Raw genomic sequence first — 16,862 nt, forward strand, 5'->3', positions numbered from 1 at the left:
CAGGCAGCAGCGTGCCGGGGGCCGTCTCTCAACACATCAAGAACTCTGTACGTTCATCCGTACGCGGCTATGCGCGTTCACGTGTACGCCGACAGACGAGGACGACGGTAGCGAGGACCGGTGAATTTGCCCGATCTTCATCCAAGCCGCTCAGGGCCGGGCGCGGATCCCCTCGTAAAGGAGGTCGAGCACCCGGCTCACCTGATCGCGGTCCTTAAGTACGGCCGCGACCATGGCGATACCGCTGAGTGATACCACCACATCGTCCGGTTCGACCTCGGGACGCGTGACGCCCACCGCCGCGGTTGCCGCCAGCAGTGCGCCGACGGCTTCATCGACCCGCCCGCGACTCTGCGCGAACGGGTCCCCGCCTGCGGCCACGACGGCTCCGATCGCCTCCGTCAGGCCGATCTTGGTGGCCCAGTAGTCGACGAACCGGTCCATCCAGATCCGCAGGGCGTCCTGGGGCGGTGCCTGCTCCAGCAGCTCCGCGGCCGCGGCGCACACCGCATCCAGTTCCGAGCGGTAGGCCGCCTCGATGAGGTCTTCGCGTGTCGGGAAATGGCGGTAGACGGTGCCCACGCCGACGCCGGCCTGCTTGGCGATCTCGGTGAAGGGGACGTCTGGACCCCGCTCCACGAACAGGGGAAGCGCCGCCTCGAGGATGCGGGCGCGATTGCGCTGCCCGTCCGCGCGCGGTCTGCGCTGCGTCGTCCCGGAACTGGCCACCGTCACCCCCAAGAAGCGGAATTCATTCCACTTGCATGGTACGCCCCGGGGGCTTCACGTTGCGGCCTGGTCGGCCCCCGCTTGCATCCGGAACGCATTCCGGTTAGCTTCGCTTTACCGGAACGGATTCCGGATAGCGATGCGGCCCCGCGACGGTAGCGCGCAAACGCCTTCACGGGGAACGCCGACACGAACGGAGAGCACCCATGACCACCCATCAGCGCCTCACCACACCCTTCGGCTTCCACAGCACGGCGAGCGAGGTCATCGACGGCGTCGACCTGACCGGCAAGCGCGCCATCGTCACCGGCGCCACTTCCGGCATCGGCGTGGAGACGGCGCGTGCCCTGGCCGGCGCCGGAGCCGACGTCACCCTCGCCGTCCGCAACGTCGAGGCCGGCCGTCGCGTCGCCGAGGAGATCACGGCCGCCACCGGCAACCCCAAGGTGGCGGCGGCACCGCTTCAGCTGGCCGACCGGACCTCGGTCGCCTCCTTCACCGACGCCTGGCAGGGCCCACTGCACATCCTGGTCAACAACGCCGGGATCATGGCGCTGCCCGAACTGCAGCGCACCCCCGAGGGCTGGGAGCTGCAGTTCGCCACCAACTACCTCGGCCACTTCAACCTGGCTCTCGGCCTCCACGAGGCGCTTGCGACCGCCGGCGGCGCGCGCATCGTCTCCCTCACCTCCATCGGCCACCTCTTCTCCCCAGTTGTCTTCGACGACATCAACTTCGAGCGCCGCCCCTACGAGGAGTGGGCCGCCTACGGCCAGTCCAAGACCGCCAACGCGCTGCTGGCCGTGGGGGCGGCCGAGCGCTGGGCGGACGACGGCATCACCGCCAACGCCGTCATGCCCGGCGGCATCCGCACCGGCCTCCAGCGCCACCAGGAGGGCAACATGACGCCGGAGATCGAGGCGGCCTTCGCCGACTTCAACTGGAAGACCGTCGAGGAGGGCGCCGCCACCTCGGTGCTGGCGGCCGCATCCCCGCTGCTTGAGGGCGTCACCGGCCGCTACTTCGAAGACTGCAACGAGGCCGCGGTTCACACCGCACTCGACCCCTCCGCCACCAGCGGGGTGCTCCCTTATGCACTCGACTCGGGCAACGCCAAGCAGCTGTGGGACCTCGCCACCAAGATGCTCCACGCGTAGGACACACCACCCCCGAAAGAAGTGACTGAGGAACCCTGACCGCCATGAACATCCAAGGAAAGACCGCTTTGATCGCGGGGGCCACGTCCGGACTGGGCCTGGGCGTGGCCCGCTACTTCGCCAAGCGCGGAGCCAACGTCGTCCTCCTCGGACGCCGCCGCGAACTCGCCGAGAAGCTCGCCGCCGACATCGGCGACAACGCCGTCGGGCTCGGCACCGACATCACCGACCCCGACCAGGTGGCCGCCGCCGTCCAGACGACCCTGGACCGGTTCGGCAAGATCGACATCGACATCAACACCGCGGGCTACATCGACACGATCCCACTGACTACGGCCGACGGGAAACCCACCCACCCGGCCGGCTTCATCCGACTGCTCACCACGAACCTCGTGGGCACCTTCAACGTCATGAGCCAGGCTGCCGCGGCCATGCTCAACAACGAGCCCGATGCCGACGGCGAGCGAGGGGTCATTATCAATACCTCGTCCGCCGCCGCCGAGGACGGCACCGTCGGCATGGTCGGATACTCGGCGACCAAGGCCGCGATCGTGGGGATGACACTCCCCGCCGCCCGCGAGTTCGCCGACCGCGGCATCCGGGTCAACACCATCGTGGCCGGCGGCTTCGACACACCGAGTGCCGGCGACATCATCGACGAGGCGGCCGTCGCCCAGCAGATGCAGCACTTCGCCGGCCCCCTCCGCCTGGGCAGGCCCGAGGAATTCGCCGCGTTCGCCGCCCACCTGGTGGAGAACGGCTACGCCAACGCCTCCAGCCCGCGCCTGGACGCCGGCTACCGCATTCCCCTCCAGTTCTGAGTCAGAGCGGCGGGCGCCGTCTCCACCACCCTCGGCCACTGCCCACCCGGGGGACTAGGGTGCGTTTTGAAAGTGCCGGTCACAGCCACTCGTTGATGGCTGCGACCAGCACGGTCGCTTCGTAGCGGACGGCGAGCTTGTCGTATCTCGTGGCGACCGCGCGGTGGCGTTTGAGGCGGTTGATTCCGCACTCCACCGCGTGGCGCTCCTTGTAGTCGGCCCTGTCGAACGTGGGTGGCCGGCCACCCTGGGAGCCGCGTTTCTTGCGGTTGGCGATCTGGTCGCGCTTCTCCGGGTTGGTGCAGCGGATACCGCGCTTGCGCAGGTAGGCGCGGTTCTCGCGGGAGCCGTGCGCCTTGTCAGCACGGACCTTGTCCGGCCGGCTGCGCGGGCGTCCTGGCCCGAGCCTGGGCACCCGGATACGCCCCAGGACCACCTCGAACTGCGGGGAGTCGCCGCGATGTCCGGCCGTGATGACCAGTGACATCGGTTTCTGGGCCTGCTCGACCGCCAGGTGGAGCTTGGCGGCGTCGAGGAGATCGGGAGGAAAGGTATCGACCACGACCGGAATGATACGCCTGTTCGAATTTGCGGAAGAAGTGCGACGGTCCGGAAGTCACCCGTGTGGGTGCGACGGGGCCGCGTCGATCTGGACAGTGTGTATGCACGGACGCACGCACGGGTGCATACTGGCTGCTATGGCTGACACGAGCGTACGGATCAACACGGAGACGAGAGACCGCCTCGCGGCCCTCGCCAAGGCGAGGGGCATGAGTCTGGCCGCCTACCTCGACGAGCTCTCCCAGCAGGAGGAGCACCAGGCGCTGCTCGGGCGTGCGACCGCCTCGTTCAACGCCGCGATCGAGCGCCCCGGCGTACTCGAGGCCTTCGACGAGGCGTACGGCGGCCTGCCCGAGGCACCGGCTCGTAGCCGGGTGGCCTGATCTTGAACCTGTTCATCGACATCCGGTGGCTCCTGGACCGGCAAGAGCGCCTGCTCGGCAAAGACCTGGAGATCCGGGACTACTCGGGACTGGTGGCGGCCGTCGCCCGGCATCGGGTGAACACTCCGCACTTGGACGTGTCCGACCCCGACGCCTACTGGCGGGCAGCCGCACTCCTCGACACGATCGTGCTCACGCGCCCGCTCCCTGCCCGCAACGAGGCGTACGGGTACGCGGTCGCCGTGGCGTACATCGAGGCCTCCGGCGAGAGTGTCGACACGAATCCGCAGCCGTGGATGCAGGTGATCGACGACATCAGGGCGCTGCGGCTGGACACCTTCGACATCGCCGACCGGCTGCGTTCCTGGCGGACCCCGTAGGCGACTTCGCCACGCCGGGGACGTGAGCCGTCCCCGGGCCGGGACGCGGGATGTTCGCACCGGAGACGTCCGCCGTGGCAGGACGGATCCCGGAACGACACGCTGCCTGCCTCGCCCGGGACTGGCGGGCTGCCGACGCCTTCACTGCCAAGCCGCCGCCGAGCGGGTCAAGACCTCGGTACCGGATGGAAGTTGGCCCAGCGCGCTGGCGATGCCCACGCCCAGGCCAGGCTGGTGGAGCACGAGGGCACGGTGCACGGCCTGGTCCGCCGTTACCCTCTGCCCGTCTGTGCGGCATCCGCAACCTTCCTTCAGTCCCGCAGCGGCGGTGACCTCACCGACTGGGCGAGAACGTCGTCATCGACGGCGAGGCCGTCAACTTCACCGGTGGCCGACTCGACTTCGGCGCACTGCAGCAGCGCATGGGCCGCCGCCCCCGGGACGTGGCCCGGCTGGCGACCGACCAGCCCGCGCACCTGGTCGCCTTCGACCTGCTGCAGCACGCCGACGCCGAGATGCTCGACTGGACGTACCAGGAGCGAAGGGCAGCCCTCGAATCACTGTTCCAGGGCCACGACACGCAGGCGCCGTGGGCGCTCACACCCTCGACGACCGACCGGGCGCTCGCCGAGGAGTGGATGACGGAGTGGTCCGCGGTGGGGGTGGAAGGCCTGTTGAAGCCAGGGTTTACCGCTGACCGATTGACCGGCGACTGGCGGGTCGGCAAGAACAGCCCGTATCGATAACGGGGTTCTCCCGGAGACGAGCTGTCCGTCACCGACGAACTCTGGCATGAGAGAAGTCCGGGTCTTCCGGGAGGAGGCCTACCAGGACGTGGGATGTCCGGGGGCTCGGGTGTGGTCGGTTGCGGCCCGGGTACCGTCGGCTTGGTCGGGGGCGTTCATGCTGGCGAGCAGGCGCAGGCGTTCTTCGGAGGCGCTGCCCGGCTGTGTGTGGTAGGTGATCAGGGTTTGCCCGTCGGTGCCCGGCAGTAGCAGCTTTTCGTAGTGCATTTCCAGTGGGCCGACCTGGGGGTGACGGAGCAGGGTGATGCCGGTGGTCTTGTGGTTGACGTCCTGCCGGGCCCAGAGGGTGCGGAAGCGTTCGCTGCGCAGGGAGAGTTCGCCGACGATCTCGACAAGGCGCGGGTCCTCGATGTCCGCGCCGACGACCGAGCGCAGGTAAGGCACGACCCGGGCGGTCATGTCCTCCCAGTCCTCATGGAGTTCCCGCATCTCCGGTTCCAGGAACGCGGCCAGGATGCCGTTATGTCCAGGCGCGTTGAACGGTGAGAGGGCGATGGCGAGGCTGTTGGCGGCCAGGACGTCCATGTACTTGCCGTGGACGTACGCCGGGGTCAGCGGCCAGGAGTCGATAAGCGTGCGGATGCCGTCGCCGACCTTCTCCGGCCTGCGGGGCCGTCTGCGGCGCGGGCTCTTGCGTGTGGCGATCTCCAGCAGGTAGGCCGTCGCCTCCTCGTCCAGTTGCAGGGCGCGGGCGATGCTGCGCAGGACCTGCTCCGAGGGGTTCCTGTCGCGGCCCTGCTCCAGGCGGTTGTAGTAGTCGGAACTGATCCCAGCAAGGAAGGCGACCTCCTCACGGCGCAGGCCCGGGACGCGCCGGTTGCCCGTGTCCCGGGCGTCATCGGGCTGGACCAGTTCCCTGCGGGCGCGCAGATACCGGCCCAGTGCGTTCGCATCTCCGGCGGCTGTCATGTTGCCAGCGTACGGACATGTTCCGGGCTTATGGGTGGCCCTGCCAGTCCCAGTCCCAACCCGTCCTGGTGCGCCCCACAGCGCTCGGCGCAGTCTGACAGCGCAGTACGAACCATCGGAGGAATGCATCATATGTCCAAGATCTTCACCACCCCGTTCAACCGCACCAGCACCGCCTCGGAGGTGATCGAAGGCGTCAACCTGTCCGGCAGGCGGGCGATCGTCACGGGAGCCAACTCGGGCATCGGCGTCGAGACCGCCCGCGCCCTGGCGGCCCACGGAGCCGAGGTCACTCTCGCCGTCCGCCGCCCGGAAGCAGGCGAGCAGGTCGCGGCCGACCTGCGCAAGGCCACCGGGAACGACGCGATCCACGTCGCCCGCCTGGACGTGGCCGACCTGGACTCGGTGCGGGCGTTCACCGCCGCCTGGCAGGGCCCGCTTCACATCCTGATCAACAACGCCGGCATCATGATGCTGCCGGAGCTCGAACGGGGCATCGCCGGGCACGAACAGCAGTTCGCCACCAACTACCTGGGGCACTTCGCCCTGACTCTCGGGCTGCACCGCGCTCTCACCGACGGCGACGGGGCGCGCCTGGTCTCGGTCTCCTCCACCGGCCACCTCTACTCGCCCGTCGTCTTCGACGACATCGACTTCCGCTTCCGCCCGTACGACGCGCTCGCTGCCTACGGCCAGTCCAAGACCGCCGAGGTCCTCCTCGCCGTCGAGGCGCAGCGCCGCTGGTCCGGCGACGGAATCACAGCCAACGCGCTGCACCCCGGCGCCATCGCCACCAACCTCCAGCGCCACACCGGAGGCCTGCAGACCCCCGAGCCCTACCGCAAGACGGTCGAGCAGGGCGCCGCGACCACCGTGTTCCTCGCCGCTTCCCCGCTGGTCGAAGGGGTCGGCGGCCGTTACTTCGAGGACGTCAACGAGGCACCACTCGTCCACGCCCGGCCCACCGAACTGGGCGTCCCCGGCGTGGCCCCCTACGCGCTGGACCCGGAGAACGCCGAGCGCCTGTGGGAGCTGGCGAGCGACATCGTCCGCTGAACGGCAGAAGGCGCCGGTCTCCCGTTTCCCACCCGAACCATCAGGATCAACGAAAGAACATCGCAATGAAGACGATAAGCAGGGTCGGTTTCATCGGTCTCGGTGACCAGGGCGGGCCCATGGCAGAAGCCATCGGCGAGCGCGGCTTCGCGCTGCACGTGTGGGCGCGGCGCCCGGCGTCGCTCTCGGCGGTGGAGAGGGTCCCGCACACCGTGCACGGCACGGTGGCGGAGCTGGGGGCGTCCGCCGAGCTGATCGCACTGTGTCTGCGCGACGACGCGGACATCTGGGATGTGCTGGACGGTCAGGGGCTGCTGGCCGCCATAGCCCCCGGAACGATCATCGTCAACCATGGCACCGGCGACCCCGCCGAGGCGGTCCGACTCGGCGATCACGTGGCACAGGCCGGGGGTGTCTACCTCGACGCACCCGTCAGTGGCGGCAGCCCCGGCGCCCGTGCCCGCACCCTCACCACCTTCGCCGGGGGATCCGAGGACGCGTTCGAGACGGCCCGCCCCGTGTTCGACACGTTCAGCGACACCGTCACGCTGATGGGACCGGTCGGCGGAGGTCAGTTCGCCAAGCTGTTCAACAACGCGCTGACCATCACCAACATGAAGAACGCCGAGGACGTCCTCGGTCTGGCGGCGCAGGTCGGCCTGGACCTCCCCGCGCTGATCGACGTGATCAACGCCAGCAGTGGCGGCAGCGCCGCGCTGCGCTCCCTCGGCAGGGACGTTACCCCGGAGCTGGCCGAGCACGTGCACCTGCTGATGGAGAAGGACATGCACCACTTCGCCGACGCCGTGCGCGCCGGCGGCGGAGGCGACCCATCCGAGGTGCTCCGGCGCGGTCTGGCCGGCGCAGCAGGCCTGGTCGGCACCGCCCGCATGGTCGCCCGCGCCCGGCAGGCCGCGGGGCGCGAGGGGGATGCGGCGTGACCGGCGCGCTCCCGGCGACCAGCCGCGCCGCCGCTCGGATCACCCCCGGCCGGCCGCTGGAGCTGCTCGACGTGGAGATCCCCACGGTCATCGAGCGGGACGCGCTGCTGGTCCGCATGACCTCGGCAACGCTGTGCGGCACCGACGTACACGTTGCGGACGGCGCCGCCGGTGACGTCGCCGCTGCTCTCCCTCTCATCCTGGGGCACGAGACGGTCGGCCGGATCGTCGCCTTCGGTGACGGTCCGCGTACAGACTCGGTCGGCCGGCCTCTCACCGAGGGCGACCGGCAGTCCCGGGGCGCGCGCAGCGGGGGGCCAGAGAACCGATCACCGGAAGGTGAACCCCGCCGCGCCACCCTATCCGCTGGCCCATGCCGCCCAGTAGCTGGCGCGTCCCCGCTGAGCACCGCACGTGACCGGGACTCAGCCGGGACGGCCAAAGGGTGAGATCAGCGTCGGCGCGTGACCGCGATGACCACGCCCAGCAGGAGCGTCCCGCCGCCGAACGCGGGGCCCATCGCCTGTGCGGCGCTCGGGTGTTCATGCGCCACGTACGTCAGGCCAGCCACCACGATGCCGCCGGTGACCATCCAGTGCAGCAGGTGGCCCTGGTCGGGTCGGTGCGGATGTTCGGTGTCCGCGGCCGGACGGTTCGAGTCGCTACTCATTCTCGTTTCCGTTCTTGGCAGGGCGTGCGGCATCGCACGCCGATGGATGGGAAGCCGCCTGCTCCCGTCCCTTGGGCCCTTGCGGACGAGTGCAGACAGCAGGAGCCCGGCAGATTGTTGGAAGGATCCCGATGACGGGCTGGCGCCACTGTGGGGTGTGCGGCACTTAGCGGCGCAAGCCCCGGGCTGCCATCACGGTGCCAGCCTCGAACCACGCATCCGAGGGTTCTGACCTGGCACTTCCTGCTCCGGCAGGCTCTTGAATCCCATGCCGCGCAGAGGTAGCCGAATGGGCCGCCGCGGCAGAACCTGGCGGCGATCGCCCTGGAATGGCGCCCCATACACCAGTAGGCGGCTAGCGCTGCAACCCCTCGTACAAGCCCGCGCGCCCCCACCTGATTCGGCGGGGGCGCGGGGTGTGCGTCGCGGTGTCGGGCCGGTCGGTCAGGTGGCGTCGGGGATGGCCTGGCGGCCTGCCTTGGTGATGCGGAAGATGTGCGGGCAGCCGCGGTGCGGGGCGCCGTTGGGGCTGCCTGTGGAGGGGGCGGTGTTGATGTGGCCGTGGTCGCAGATCGAGGCGGCGTAGCCGAGCGCTTCGAGGGCGAGCTCGTCCGAGGCCTTCAGCCAGACCTTCGTGCCGTCGGCTTCTTCCCTGATGAGCGAGCTGATGTTGCCCGTGGGGTGCGCGGCGGCCGGGCGGAGCGCTGCCATGCGGTCGGGGGTGAGGCGGGGTGCCATGGGAGGGAGTCCTTCTCTGCGCGGGCGGCTCGGCTAGAGCCAGTGGAAGACATCGCGGACCTCGCCTGCGGCGGCGCTGAGGTTGTCGGCGTGGAGGCGTCCGTCGAACTCGTACGGGTCTTCCAGGGCGGCCATGGCGACCGTGGCGGCCGCGTCGAGGACGTCGGCGAACGCCTCGTGGACCTTCGCGTCTTTGAGCGCCTGGACGACGGCGTTCTGGTCTGCGCCGCCGCGCTTGACGCCGTCGGCCAGCAGGCGCAGTGCGGCGGCCGCGGCCGGGGCAAGGTAGGCAAGTTCGCTGTCGCCGGCACGGTCGGCGGTGGTCTCCATGGCGGTGACCGTGGTGGTCGCCGCCAGGTCCTTCGACGTCGGTTCCATGATGGGTCCTCCCCAACGGGAGCGGGCCCGTGAACGTGCGATGGGCACCGGCCCGCTCCCTAGTGCGATCTCACGCCCTGTCAGGTGAGACAGGTTCACGCTAACGAGGACGCGAACGAAGCGGCGACTCACGATCGGCTGATGGAGTCGGCAGGCTGCCCGGGGGCCCGGGGCGGTGCAGCAGGTGCACCGCCCGTGGCTTCGGCGGGCTGTTACTGGTCTCCGTCCGGGCCGTGGCGCAGGTAGTCGTAGATGCCGCAGGCCTTGCCCCAGGCCTCGGTGGCGCGTTCGTCGCCTTCTTGGGCAACCAGGCGGGCGTGGAGGTCGGGGAAGTTGCGCCCCGTGCCGTCCCCGCCCTCTTCTTCGCTTCATAGCAGCCAGGGAGAACGCCGTTTTCCTCGGCCCGCCGGGCACCGGCAAGACACACGTCGCAACGGGGCTCGCCGTCCGGGCATGCCAGGCAGGCCACCGGGTCGCCTTCGCCACCGCCGCACAGTGGGTCGACCGCCTCGCCGCTGCCCACCAGAACGACCGGCTCCAGGACGAGCTGGTCAAGCTGGGCCGCTACCCACTGATCGTGATCGACCTATGTCGAGCCCGCGACTATGCCGAGCGGGGTGTCAGCGTGGCTGGCTGCAACCGGTGTGACGGTTGCTCGATTCGGCATAGTCGACGAGGATGGACGACCGTCGGTGCTGCCCACGGAGACCGCACCGTCTTGTACTGGCGGCGGTATCGCAATCTGGGGTTCTCGCGCCCCGCGGCTGAATGATTGCTCGGCTTCTGACACACTGGCGCCATGACAGTGCAGCGAAAGGACCATGCCGCGTAGGCGTCCTTCGGACCTGCGCTCAGACCGCCGAAGGTTCCCGGTTGAGCGCGGGCGATATTCGAAGATTGGTCAGGTTTCTGGCTCGGCGCAGGCCGAGATCATCCACTTGGAGCGAACTCGCTTCGCGCCCGGTGACCTGGGCAAAGCCCTGGCTGCCTGGAGTGTGCTGGCGCGTACCCCGCGACGGCGTTCGCCTGTCGTTCGCACGGGCTGTGGTGAACCGTCCTGCTGTCCACCGGAGCCAGGCGAATGGCGGGACCTCCTGGAGATCGCCATACATGCCTTGCGTCCGAAGTCCGCGCGCGAGCTCGTTCGCATCGTCGGGCGCCTGGACAGCAGAATTCTCGATCATCCGGCTCTGAGACACACCGTTTCACCGCGCGGTCGATGGTGGTGCTTCAGTCCGTGGCCGTGGGAGGAGTGACTATGATGGCGCCGGGCCACCGTGCATCCCACAGCCGAGCCGATCATCGGCGTCACAGGCGATCGAGGAAGGCCAGGACCTTGTCGCTGGGACGGTATTGGCCCGGCCGGGCGGTGACCGGTGCGGTCAGCGCGAGCGCCTTCTCCTTGATGGTCATGTCGGCGTGGACGTACGCGTCGGTGGAGCGGACGCTTGCGTGGCCGAGCCAGAGCGCGATGACCGTGGTGTCGACACCGGCCTGAAGCAGCGACATGGCGCAACTGTGCCGCAGGACGTGCGGGTGGATGCTCTTGTCCAGCAGCGAGGGGCAAGCTCGGGCGGCAACTTGGGTGTGGGTGCTCAGGCGTTGTGCGACGGCGTCGCGACTGAGGCGCCGTCCGGCTGCTCGACGAACGCCGCCTGCAACGGGTGCAGTTCATCTCCGTCGGCCAGGCCCTCGATGGTGGTGACCTCCGCGCCCTCCAGCCGTACCGCCAGTGTCAGGCAGGAGGTGACCCGGCGGCCGTCGACCAGCACGGTGCAGGCTCCGCAGGCACCGGCGTTGCAGCCTTTCTTCGAGCCGGGCAGGTCCAGGTGTTCGCGCAGCAGGTCCAGCAGCGAGGTCCGGTTGTCGACCGTGACGGTGTGCCCCTTCCCGTTGACGGTCAGCGAGACACGGCCGCTGGGCGGCGCCTCTGCGGCCCCCGTATCGGTGCCGAGCGCGGCCGGACCCGCAATCAGGCCGCCGGCCACGACGGCCCCGCCGACCGCGGTGGTCGTCGCGATGAACGTGCGCCGGGACGGTTCCGAGGGGGATTGAGGGGATTCTGGGGGAGGGGGAACAGTTGACTCGGTGAGTTCAGTGGAGATGCCTACGCTTTCGGATCGGCGGAGGGTCGATGGCCTTGCTCGTCGGTGTGTCTGGAGCAGAACCCATGGCGTCGTAACCCGTGTCGTCCGCCGGCACGGCGGTGAACGGTGCTGCCGTGCTGGTCAGTTGCGGTGAAGGAGGGCGGCCGCCGGGCTGCACAGCGAGGGAACGGCTGCGCGGCCCGGATTCACCGTCGGGGCGTGAACTCGAAGCCCGGGTCCGGGCGGGTCAGGCGGTGGTGTCGTCGTAGGCCAGGTTGCCGCCCAGTTCGCGGGATGCCTGGGCCTGGGCGAGGAGTTCCCTGGCCTTGGCCTCGACGCCTTCGATGGCGTCGGCGCCGGCGACGAAGCGCAGCAGCGGCTTCTCCTGGTCGGCGATGGTCAGCAGGGCGCGGGCGAGCTTGGTGGGGTCGCCGCTCTGCCGGCCGTTCATGCTCTTCCAGGCCGCAATGGTGGCGGTGGTGCGCTTGGCGTAGTCGTCGATGGTCGGCTCGGGCCAGGTGGTGGAGGCGTCCACGAGCAGCTCGGTGCGGAAGAAGCCGGGCTCCACGACCGTGGTGTGGATGTTGTACGGCTCGACGTCGTAGCGCAGCGACTCCATCCAGCCCTCGACGCCGAACTTGGAGGCGGCGTAGGCGACGCAGAACTCCTGGCCGATGATTCCGGCGGAGGAGGAGAGGGTGATGACGTGCCCGGCGCGCTGCTTTCGCATGACGGGCAGGACGGCGCGGGTGACGTTCATCGGGCCGAAGAGGTTGGTCTCGATCTGCTGGCGCATCTGCGCGGGCGTGATCTCCTCGAAGTAGCCGGCGAAGAAGTTCCCGGCGTTGTTGATCAGGACGTCGATGCGGCCGAAGCGGTCGACGGCGGCCTGCGCTGCGGCCTCGGCGTCCTCCAGGCTCGTGACGTCCAGCTTGGTGACCAGCAGGTTGTCCTGGGGTCCTCCCAGGGTCTTCTCGACCTCTTCGGGGCGGCGGCCGGTGGCGACGACCTGGTGGCCGGCGGCGAGGGCCTCGCGGACGATGTCCGTGCCCAGACCGCGTCCGGCACCGGTGACGAGAATGACCTTGCTCATGGGGGGGGTCCTTTCAGGTGCCGTGGTCCGGCACCCGGTGTTGTGCGGTGATGATGCGTGGTGTCTGCCCCGGCGGGGGCCGGGCGGTGGATGGGGGGAGGGGAGCAGAGGGAGGTGGATGGGCCCGTGCGGGGGTGTGATCAGGCTTGGTCGGTGGGCATGATCCACAGTTCGCTGATGGAGGCGTGGCGGGGGCGGGTGACCATGTAGGCGACGCCGTCGGCGATGTCGTCGGGGGCGAGGACCTCGGTCTGCTCGTAGAAGGTGCCGATCGCTTCGCGGACCTCGGGCTTGTGGTCGTTGTGCGAGCCGAGCTCGGTGTCCACGCCGCCCGGCTCCAAGACGCCGACGCGGACGTGGCGCTGGGTGACCTCCTGGCGGAGGGACTCGGTGAAGCCGTTCACGCCGAACTTGGTGAGGTTGTAGACGCCGTAGCCGTTCCAGGCGACGCGGCCGGCGATCGAGCTGATGTTGACGATGTCGGCGACCCGGCGCGGCCCGTCCTCGGCGGCCTTCAGCAGGTGCGGGAGGGCGGCGCGCGTGGTGTAGAGCAGGCCCTGGACGTTGACGGCGATCATGCGCTCCCATTCGTCGGCGTCCGCGCCGACGATGGGGCCCAGGAGCATCAGCCCGGCGTTGTTGACCAGGGTGTCCAGCCGTCCGAAGTGCTCGACGGTCTGCTGTACGGCGGCCTCGGCCTGGGCGCGGTCGGTGATGTCCGCTTCCACCACCAGGGCGGTGCCGCCCGCCTTCTCGATCTCGGCCGCCAGGTCGTCCAGGCGGTCCTTGCGGCGGGCCACGAGGGCGACGGAGGCGCCGTCCTCGGCGAGCCGGCGGGCGGTGGCGGCGCCGATACCGCTGCTCGCGCCGGTGACGAGAGCGACGGTGTCGGTCAGTTTCGTTGCCATGGGGGGGTCCTGATTCTTTGCTTCTCTGGATGTGCGGCGCAGGGCCGTCGGGGTGGACCCGTCCGTGCCGAGGGGCGCGGCGAGCGCCGGTCATCGCGTCGGCGTAGGGGCGGGTGCGGTGGTGGAGGAGCCGGTGAAGCAGAACGCTCCTACGCGGCCGGAATGGCACCCATCTGCTGGAGGATGCTCAGCATGTCGAGATGGGCACGCTCCTCGACGATCTTGCCGTGGGCCAGGCGGTAGAATGTCATGCTCTCCGCACGGATGGCCTTGCCCGTCGCCTCGACCCCGGCGAAGGGTCCTTCGTGGGTGCCCGTCATGGTGTAGCGGATGGCCACGGTGTCGCCCTCGGCCCGCATGTCCTCCACCGTCCACTTCAGGTCGGGGAAAGCCTTCATGTTCGCGGCGACGATGCCGAGATGCGTGTCCCGGCCCTGCTGCGTCTGGCCGCCGAAGTGCATGACGATGTCCGGGCTGATGAACTTTCTCGCCAGCGCGGGGTCGCCGGTGGACAGGAACTCACTGGTGAAGCTCTCCATGACGCGCTTGTTCACCTGTGCGGTCCCGTGGTTCCACGAGACGGATTCCGCCGTGACGCGAGACGGCGACCCGGAGCCGGTGTGGCCGTCGGCCGTGCCGGACGCGTCCGCGGCACCCGTTCCGAAGGCCGCGAGGCCGAGCGCTCCCAGCGCCGTGACTACGACGGCTGGCTTGGTGTGTCGACGCATGATTCGTCCTTCGGATTCCGAGGATCGCAGCGCCGACGGCGCCGCAGAGGGGCTGAAGACCGGCGGCGGAAGCGCCGCCGTATCCAGGCCATTCACACCGCCGTGGGCGGTGCACCATCAACAGAACCGGTTGTCACGGGAGTGTGGGAGTCCCTGATGAGGGGGTCACTGAGAGGGACCCCCAGCCAGCGGGAAGCGCTCGTAGAGTGGAGCACATGGCAGGCAGAAACGGACCTTACGACACGAATCGTGATATCCGTGGTGATTTCCGCGCGGAGATCCGGGAATTCCTGGGCACGCGACGGGCCAGGGTCACCCCCGAGCAGGCCGGACTGCCCGTGTACGGCGGAGACCGTCGGCGGGTCACCGGGCTGCGCCGCGAGGAGGTAGCCCTGCTCGCGGGCATCTCCAGCGAGTACTACACCCGGCTGGAGCGCGGCAACGCCACCGGCGTCTCCGAGAGCGTCATCGACGGCATCGCTCAGGCACTGCAGCTCGACGAGGCGGAGCGAGTCCACCTGCTCGACCTTCTGCGCGGCGCCGGCACGACCCGTCCGCCGCGCCGTCGGCCGGCTCAGCAGCGCGTCCGGCCCGCAGTGCAGCGCGTCCTCGACTCGATGACCGGCACGCCCGCGTTCGTACTCAGCGGTCGCCTGGACATCCTGGCCGCCAACCCCCTCGGGCGGGCGCTGTTCTCCCCGGTCTACGTCGACCCGGTGCGGCCGCCAAGCAACGCCCGGTTCGTCTTCCTCGACCCGCATGCGACCGAGTTCTTCCGCGACTGGGACGAGGTCGCCAACGACACGGTCGCCATGCTGCGCGCCGAGGCAGGCCGCGATGCCTACGACCGGCGGCTGACGGACCTGATAGGGGAGCTGTCCACCCGCAGTGAGGAGTTCCGTCGCCGCTGGGCGGCCCACAACGTCCGGATCCACACCTCGGGCCTGAAGCGCCTCCACCACCCGGTCGTCGGCGACCTCGACCTGCCGTTCGAGACCTTCCCGCTCGGGGCAGACGCCAGCCAGTTCCTCCTCACCTACACCCCCGAGCCTGCGTCACGTTCGCAGGACGCCCTGAACCTGCTGGCCAGCTGGGCCGCGACCAACGACATCGAACGGTCCGCGCCGGCCGACGACTCCGGGCCGACCGAGTCGGCCGAAACCGCCGACTGATCGACGAGCGACGCGCGCTGATCCGCGGGAATCGTCATCGTTCCCGGCATAGCGTCACGATCTGCCCGCCGGAAACATCGGCTGCCACGACTGTCCTTCAGGGAGTCGTCCGGATCCGCCGACGCAGGCAGTCACCACGTCCGCCATCCTCGCCAAGAAGCAACAGTACTTCGAAGGCGCGTCAGTCGTCCGCATGGGCTGACTCGTCGAAACGGGCACGGACATCTCCCTGCGCGCTGGCCGCCGAGGTCAGCTCCTTGCCTCATAGCTGACCCGTCATCGCACCGGGAGGACCGGTCGGGCAGAGGGCGGCTGGTCAATCACCGATCGCGGGTCCAGCTATGACCGGCGTCAGGAGCCAGGTAGCGGACCGCATCGACCATCTGCCGGTGGCAATAGCCCTCCGGCCGCCCGCTCCTGCCCTCCAGCCACCCCGGCACCGGCAGCAGGTCCCGCACCGCTGCCCACTCGGCGTCCGTCATGTCCGACGGATACCTCGGCTCCCGGCCCGGCCGATCGCCCGCATTCCCGAACCGGTGCGCGAGACAATCACACGACCAGGTGGACGAGTTGGACCCGACCGGCGCGAGGGCGTACAACTGCGACAACAGGGCCTCCCGGGCGCTCGTTGGTCTCGACAACCCCGAGCTGCACGGGAGGCCCTGCTGTCATGCGCACCCGGCCCAAAGATCACCCGACCGGGAAGCCGCACTCGAACCCATGCTCACCATGATCGGTAGAGCAACGGCTTCTTACCGCACAGACCCCGGCCCCACACCAAGTGAAACAGCGAGGCTAGGCCTGGACTTCGCGGGTCACCGTTTCAGGTCTGTGGCCAGCGGGTTTGCCCGATGTCGGTGTCGAGGCCCTCGACGAGGTTCGTCGAACGGGGTGGCAAGGGCCGTTCCACTCCGGGCTCGAAGTTGTTGAAGAAGGCCAGCTGGGCACTGTGGAAGAAACCCGAAGACCTCACCGCCGGGCGACAGGCCCAGCTCGCGTTCATCACCGAGGCGCATCCGGTCTTGCACCGCGCCCACCTGCCCAAGCAGAGGCACTGGAACGCGATCTCCCGCCGCCGTCGACCACGGCTTGCAAGGAAGCCAATAGCCTGGGCCTGACCATGCGCTTCGAACCCGTCACGGCCTGACCGACTGACTCACCAACGAAACATTCTCGTGTCAGTCCCGTCGGACAGCAGTCGAGGTGACGCCCCAGCTGGCCGAGCAGGGTCGTACGCTCCGTCCTTGCGAGCAGCGTGCGAGAGACAGTTGTGGCGTAACGCGCCGGCTTGATCGCTGACGGCGACCGGATGGTCTCCCCGGCGACCGGCGCCGCCTGGATCACG

General features: G+C 69.3%; 21 protein-coding genes and 2 pseudogenes. 10 read left to right on the plus strand and 13 right to left on the minus strand.

Going from position 1 to position 16,862, the window contains the following annotated elements; translation table 11 throughout:
- Window positions 1-150 precede the first annotated feature (150 nt).
- Window positions 151-735, minus strand: coding sequence for a TetR/AcrR family transcriptional regulator (locus tag ACWCP0_RS39235; RefSeq protein ID WP_451083512.1), 585 nt, complete (start codon window positions 733-735; stop codon window positions 151-153).
- A 200-nt stretch (window positions 736-935) separates the two neighbouring features.
- Here ACWCP0_RS39235 and ACWCP0_RS39240 point away from each other — a divergent pair, with 200 nt between their 5' ends.
- Both ACWCP0_RS39240 and ACWCP0_RS39245 read left to right on the plus strand, forming a co-directional pair.
- On the plus strand, window positions 936-1,886 hold the full coding sequence (locus ACWCP0_RS39240; protein ID WP_451083513.1) for an SDR family NAD(P)-dependent oxidoreductase: 951 nt from the start codon (window positions 936-938) through the stop codon (window positions 1,884-1,886).
- A 44-nt stretch (window positions 1,887-1,930) separates the two neighbouring features.
- The gene (locus ACWCP0_RS39245) at window positions 1,931-2,707 is read left to right on the plus strand and encodes an SDR family NAD(P)-dependent oxidoreductase (RefSeq protein ID WP_451083514.1); all 777 of its coding nucleotides are present in this window, start codon (window positions 1,931-1,933) and stop codon (window positions 2,705-2,707) included.
- Between the two features lie 79 nt (window positions 2,708-2,786).
- Here the strand turns inward: ACWCP0_RS39245 and ACWCP0_RS39250 are convergent.
- A pseudogene (locus ACWCP0_RS39250) lies at window positions 2,787-3,230 on the minus strand (transposase); the annotation flags it as partial.
- A gap of 175 nt (window positions 3,231-3,405) precedes the next feature.
- Here ACWCP0_RS39250 and ACWCP0_RS39255 point away from each other — a divergent pair.
- The 3 genes from ACWCP0_RS39255 (at window position 3,406) to ACWCP0_RS39265 (ending at window position 4,777) form a co-directional block, all read left to right on the plus strand.
- A complete protein-coding gene (locus ACWCP0_RS39255) occupies window positions 3,406-3,651 on the plus strand; it encodes an antitoxin MazE7 (RefSeq protein ID WP_451083515.1) in 246 nt (81 codons plus the stop codon).
- A gap of 2 nt (window positions 3,652-3,653) precedes the next feature.
- A complete protein-coding gene (locus tag ACWCP0_RS39260) occupies window positions 3,654-4,031 on the plus strand; it encodes a toxin Doc (RefSeq protein ID WP_451083516.1) in 378 nt (125 codons plus the stop codon).
- A 359-nt stretch (window positions 4,032-4,390) separates the two neighbouring features.
- Window positions 4,391-4,777 (plus strand): ATP-dependent DNA ligase, encoded by a 387-nt coding sequence (locus ACWCP0_RS39265; protein WP_451083533.1) that lies wholly within the window; start codon window positions 4,391-4,393, stop codon window positions 4,775-4,777.
- Window positions 4,778-4,855: 78 nt separating this feature from the next.
- Here ACWCP0_RS39265 and ACWCP0_RS39270 read toward each other — a convergent pair whose 3' ends face one another.
- Window positions 4,856-5,746 carry a helix-turn-helix transcriptional regulator gene (locus ACWCP0_RS39270; RefSeq protein WP_451083517.1) on the minus strand — a complete coding sequence of 297 codons (891 nt, stop codon included), beginning with the start codon at window positions 5,744-5,746 and terminating at the stop codon, window positions 4,856-4,858.
- A 132-nt stretch (window positions 5,747-5,878) separates the two neighbouring features.
- Between ACWCP0_RS39270 and ACWCP0_RS39275 the strand changes: the two genes are divergently transcribed.
- The 3 genes from ACWCP0_RS39275 to ACWCP0_RS39285 all read left to right on the plus strand — a co-directional run bounded on the left by ACWCP0_RS39275 (window position 5,879) and on the right by ACWCP0_RS39285 (window position 8,192).
- Complete coding sequence (locus ACWCP0_RS39275; RefSeq protein ID WP_451083518.1) at window positions 5,879-6,802, plus strand: SDR family NAD(P)-dependent oxidoreductase; 924 nt, start codon at window positions 5,879-5,881, stop codon at window positions 6,800-6,802.
- Window positions 6,803-6,867: 65 nt separating this feature from the next.
- Entirely contained in the window at window positions 6,868-7,743 is an 876-nt protein-coding gene (locus ACWCP0_RS39280; RefSeq protein ID WP_451083519.1) for an NAD(P)-dependent oxidoreductase, read from the plus strand.
- A gap of 71 nt (window positions 7,744-7,814) precedes the next feature.
- Window positions 7,815-8,192 (plus strand): alcohol dehydrogenase catalytic domain-containing protein, encoded by a 378-nt coding sequence (locus ACWCP0_RS39285; protein ID WP_451083534.1) that lies wholly within the window; start codon window positions 7,815-7,817, stop codon window positions 8,190-8,192.
- A gap of 2 nt (window positions 8,193-8,194) precedes the next feature.
- Here ACWCP0_RS39285 and ACWCP0_RS39290 read toward each other — a convergent pair whose 3' ends face one another.
- The 3 genes from ACWCP0_RS39290 to ACWCP0_RS39300 form a co-directional block, all read right to left on the minus strand.
- On the minus strand, window positions 8,195-8,413 hold the full coding sequence (locus tag ACWCP0_RS39290) for a hypothetical protein (protein WP_451083520.1): 219 nt from the start codon (window positions 8,411-8,413) through the stop codon (window positions 8,195-8,197).
- 444 nt (window positions 8,414-8,857) lie between these two features.
- Entirely contained in the window at window positions 8,858-9,151 is a 294-nt protein-coding gene (locus ACWCP0_RS39295) for a hypothetical protein (protein WP_451083521.1), read from the minus strand.
- A gap of 33 nt (window positions 9,152-9,184) precedes the next feature.
- Window positions 9,185-9,529 (minus strand): hypothetical protein, encoded by a 345-nt coding sequence (locus tag ACWCP0_RS39300; RefSeq protein ID WP_451083522.1) that lies wholly within the window; start codon window positions 9,527-9,529, stop codon window positions 9,185-9,187.
- Window positions 9,530-9,713: 184 nt separating this feature from the next.
- On the opposite strand from ACWCP0_RS39300, the gene ACWCP0_RS39305 reads away from it, so the two are divergent.
- Window positions 9,714-10,301, plus strand: a complete 588-nt coding sequence (locus ACWCP0_RS39305) for an ATP-binding protein (RefSeq protein ID WP_451083535.1) — start codon at window positions 9,714-9,716, stop codon at window positions 10,299-10,301.
- A gap of 536 nt (window positions 10,302-10,837) precedes the next feature.
- Here ACWCP0_RS39305 and ACWCP0_RS39310 read toward each other — a convergent pair.
- From ACWCP0_RS39310 to ACWCP0_RS39330, 5 genes and pseudogenes are all read right to left on the minus strand, one after another.
- Window positions 10,838-11,128, minus strand: coding sequence for a tyrosine-type recombinase/integrase (locus ACWCP0_RS39310; protein WP_451083536.1), 291 nt, complete (start codon window positions 11,126-11,128; stop codon window positions 10,838-10,840).
- A 38-nt stretch (window positions 11,129-11,166) separates the two neighbouring features.
- Window positions 11,167-11,634 (minus strand): annotated as a pseudogene (locus ACWCP0_RS39315) ((2Fe-2S)-binding protein); the annotation flags it as partial.
- A 229-nt stretch (window positions 11,635-11,863) separates the two neighbouring features.
- Window positions 11,864-12,709 carry an SDR family oxidoreductase gene (locus ACWCP0_RS39320; protein WP_451083523.1) on the minus strand — a complete coding sequence of 282 codons (846 nt, stop codon included), beginning with the start codon at window positions 12,707-12,709 and terminating at the stop codon, window positions 11,864-11,866.
- 140 nt (window positions 12,710-12,849) lie between these two features.
- Window positions 12,850-13,617: an SDR family NAD(P)-dependent oxidoreductase gene (locus ACWCP0_RS39325; protein WP_451083524.1), complete on the minus strand. Its 768-nt coding sequence runs from the start codon at window positions 13,615-13,617 to the stop codon at window positions 12,850-12,852.
- Between the two features lie 149 nt (window positions 13,618-13,766).
- On the minus strand, window positions 13,767-14,345 hold the full coding sequence (locus tag ACWCP0_RS39330; RefSeq protein ID WP_451083525.1) for an ester cyclase: 579 nt from the start codon (window positions 14,343-14,345) through the stop codon (window positions 13,767-13,769).
- 215 nt (window positions 14,346-14,560) lie between these two features.
- Here ACWCP0_RS39330 and ACWCP0_RS39335 point away from each other — a divergent pair, with 215 nt between their 5' ends.
- Window positions 14,561-15,517 carry a helix-turn-helix domain-containing protein gene (locus ACWCP0_RS39335; protein ID WP_451083526.1) on the plus strand — a complete coding sequence of 319 codons (957 nt, stop codon included), beginning with the start codon at window positions 14,561-14,563 and terminating at the stop codon, window positions 15,515-15,517.
- A gap of 320 nt (window positions 15,518-15,837) precedes the next feature.
- Here ACWCP0_RS39335 and ACWCP0_RS39340 read toward each other — a convergent pair whose 3' ends face one another.
- Window positions 15,838-15,999, minus strand: a complete 162-nt coding sequence (locus tag ACWCP0_RS39340; RefSeq protein ID WP_451083527.1) for a transposase — start codon at window positions 15,997-15,999, stop codon at window positions 15,838-15,840.
- Between the two features lie 341 nt (window positions 16,000-16,340).
- Window positions 16,341-16,490, minus strand: coding sequence for a hypothetical protein (locus tag ACWCP0_RS39345; RefSeq protein WP_451083528.1), 150 nt, complete (start codon window positions 16,488-16,490; stop codon window positions 16,341-16,343).
- Window positions 16,491-16,862: the final 372 nt, after the last annotated feature.

The sequence above is a fragment of the Streptomyces sp. NPDC001970 genome (assembly GCF_053594115.1).

What these genes read in the sequence shown, in the direction of transcription:
- ACWCP0_RS39240 (WP_451083513.1), top strand. Translation starts at nt 936, where the DNA reads ATGACCACCCATCAGCGCCTCACCACACCCTTCGGCTTCCACAGCACG.
- ACWCP0_RS39245 (WP_451083514.1), top strand. Translation starts at nt 1,931, where the DNA reads ATGAACATCCAAGGAAAGACCGCTTTGATCGCGGGGGCCACGTCCGGA.
- ACWCP0_RS39255 (WP_451083515.1), top strand. Translation starts at nt 3,406, where the DNA reads ATGGCTGACACGAGCGTACGGATCAACACGGAGACGAGAGACCGCCTC.
- ACWCP0_RS39270 (WP_451083517.1), bottom strand. Translation starts at nt 5,746, where the DNA reads ATGACAGCCGCCGGAGATGCGAACGCACTGGGCCGGTATCTGCGCGCC.
- ACWCP0_RS39275 (WP_451083518.1), top strand. Translation starts at nt 5,879, where the DNA reads ATGTCCAAGATCTTCACCACCCCGTTCAACCGCACCAGCACCGCCTCG.
- ACWCP0_RS39280 (WP_451083519.1), top strand. Translation starts at nt 6,868, where the DNA reads ATGAAGACGATAAGCAGGGTCGGTTTCATCGGTCTCGGTGACCAGGGC.
- ACWCP0_RS39290 (WP_451083520.1), bottom strand. Translation starts at nt 8,413, where the DNA reads ATGAGTAGCGACTCGAACCGTCCGGCCGCGGACACCGAACATCCGCAC.
- ACWCP0_RS39295 (WP_451083521.1), bottom strand. Translation starts at nt 9,151, where the DNA reads ATGGCACCCCGCCTCACCCCCGACCGCATGGCAGCGCTCCGCCCGGCC.
- ACWCP0_RS39300 (WP_451083522.1), bottom strand. Translation starts at nt 9,529, where the DNA reads ATGGAACCGACGTCGAAGGACCTGGCGGCGACCACCACGGTCACCGCC.
- ACWCP0_RS39320 (WP_451083523.1), bottom strand. Translation starts at nt 12,709, where the DNA reads ATGAGCAAGGTCATTCTCGTCACCGGTGCCGGACGCGGTCTGGGCACG.
- ACWCP0_RS39325 (WP_451083524.1), bottom strand. Translation starts at nt 13,617, where the DNA reads ATGGCAACGAAACTGACCGACACCGTCGCTCTCGTCACCGGCGCGAGC.
- ACWCP0_RS39330 (WP_451083525.1), bottom strand. Translation starts at nt 14,345, where the DNA reads ATGCGTCGACACACCAAGCCAGCCGTCGTAGTCACGGCGCTGGGAGCG.
- ACWCP0_RS39335 (WP_451083526.1), top strand. Translation starts at nt 14,561, where the DNA reads ATGGCAGGCAGAAACGGACCTTACGACACGAATCGTGATATCCGTGGT.
- ACWCP0_RS39340 (WP_451083527.1), bottom strand. Translation starts at nt 15,999, where the DNA reads ATGACGGACGCCGAGTGGGCAGCGGTGCGGGACCTGCTGCCGGTGCCG.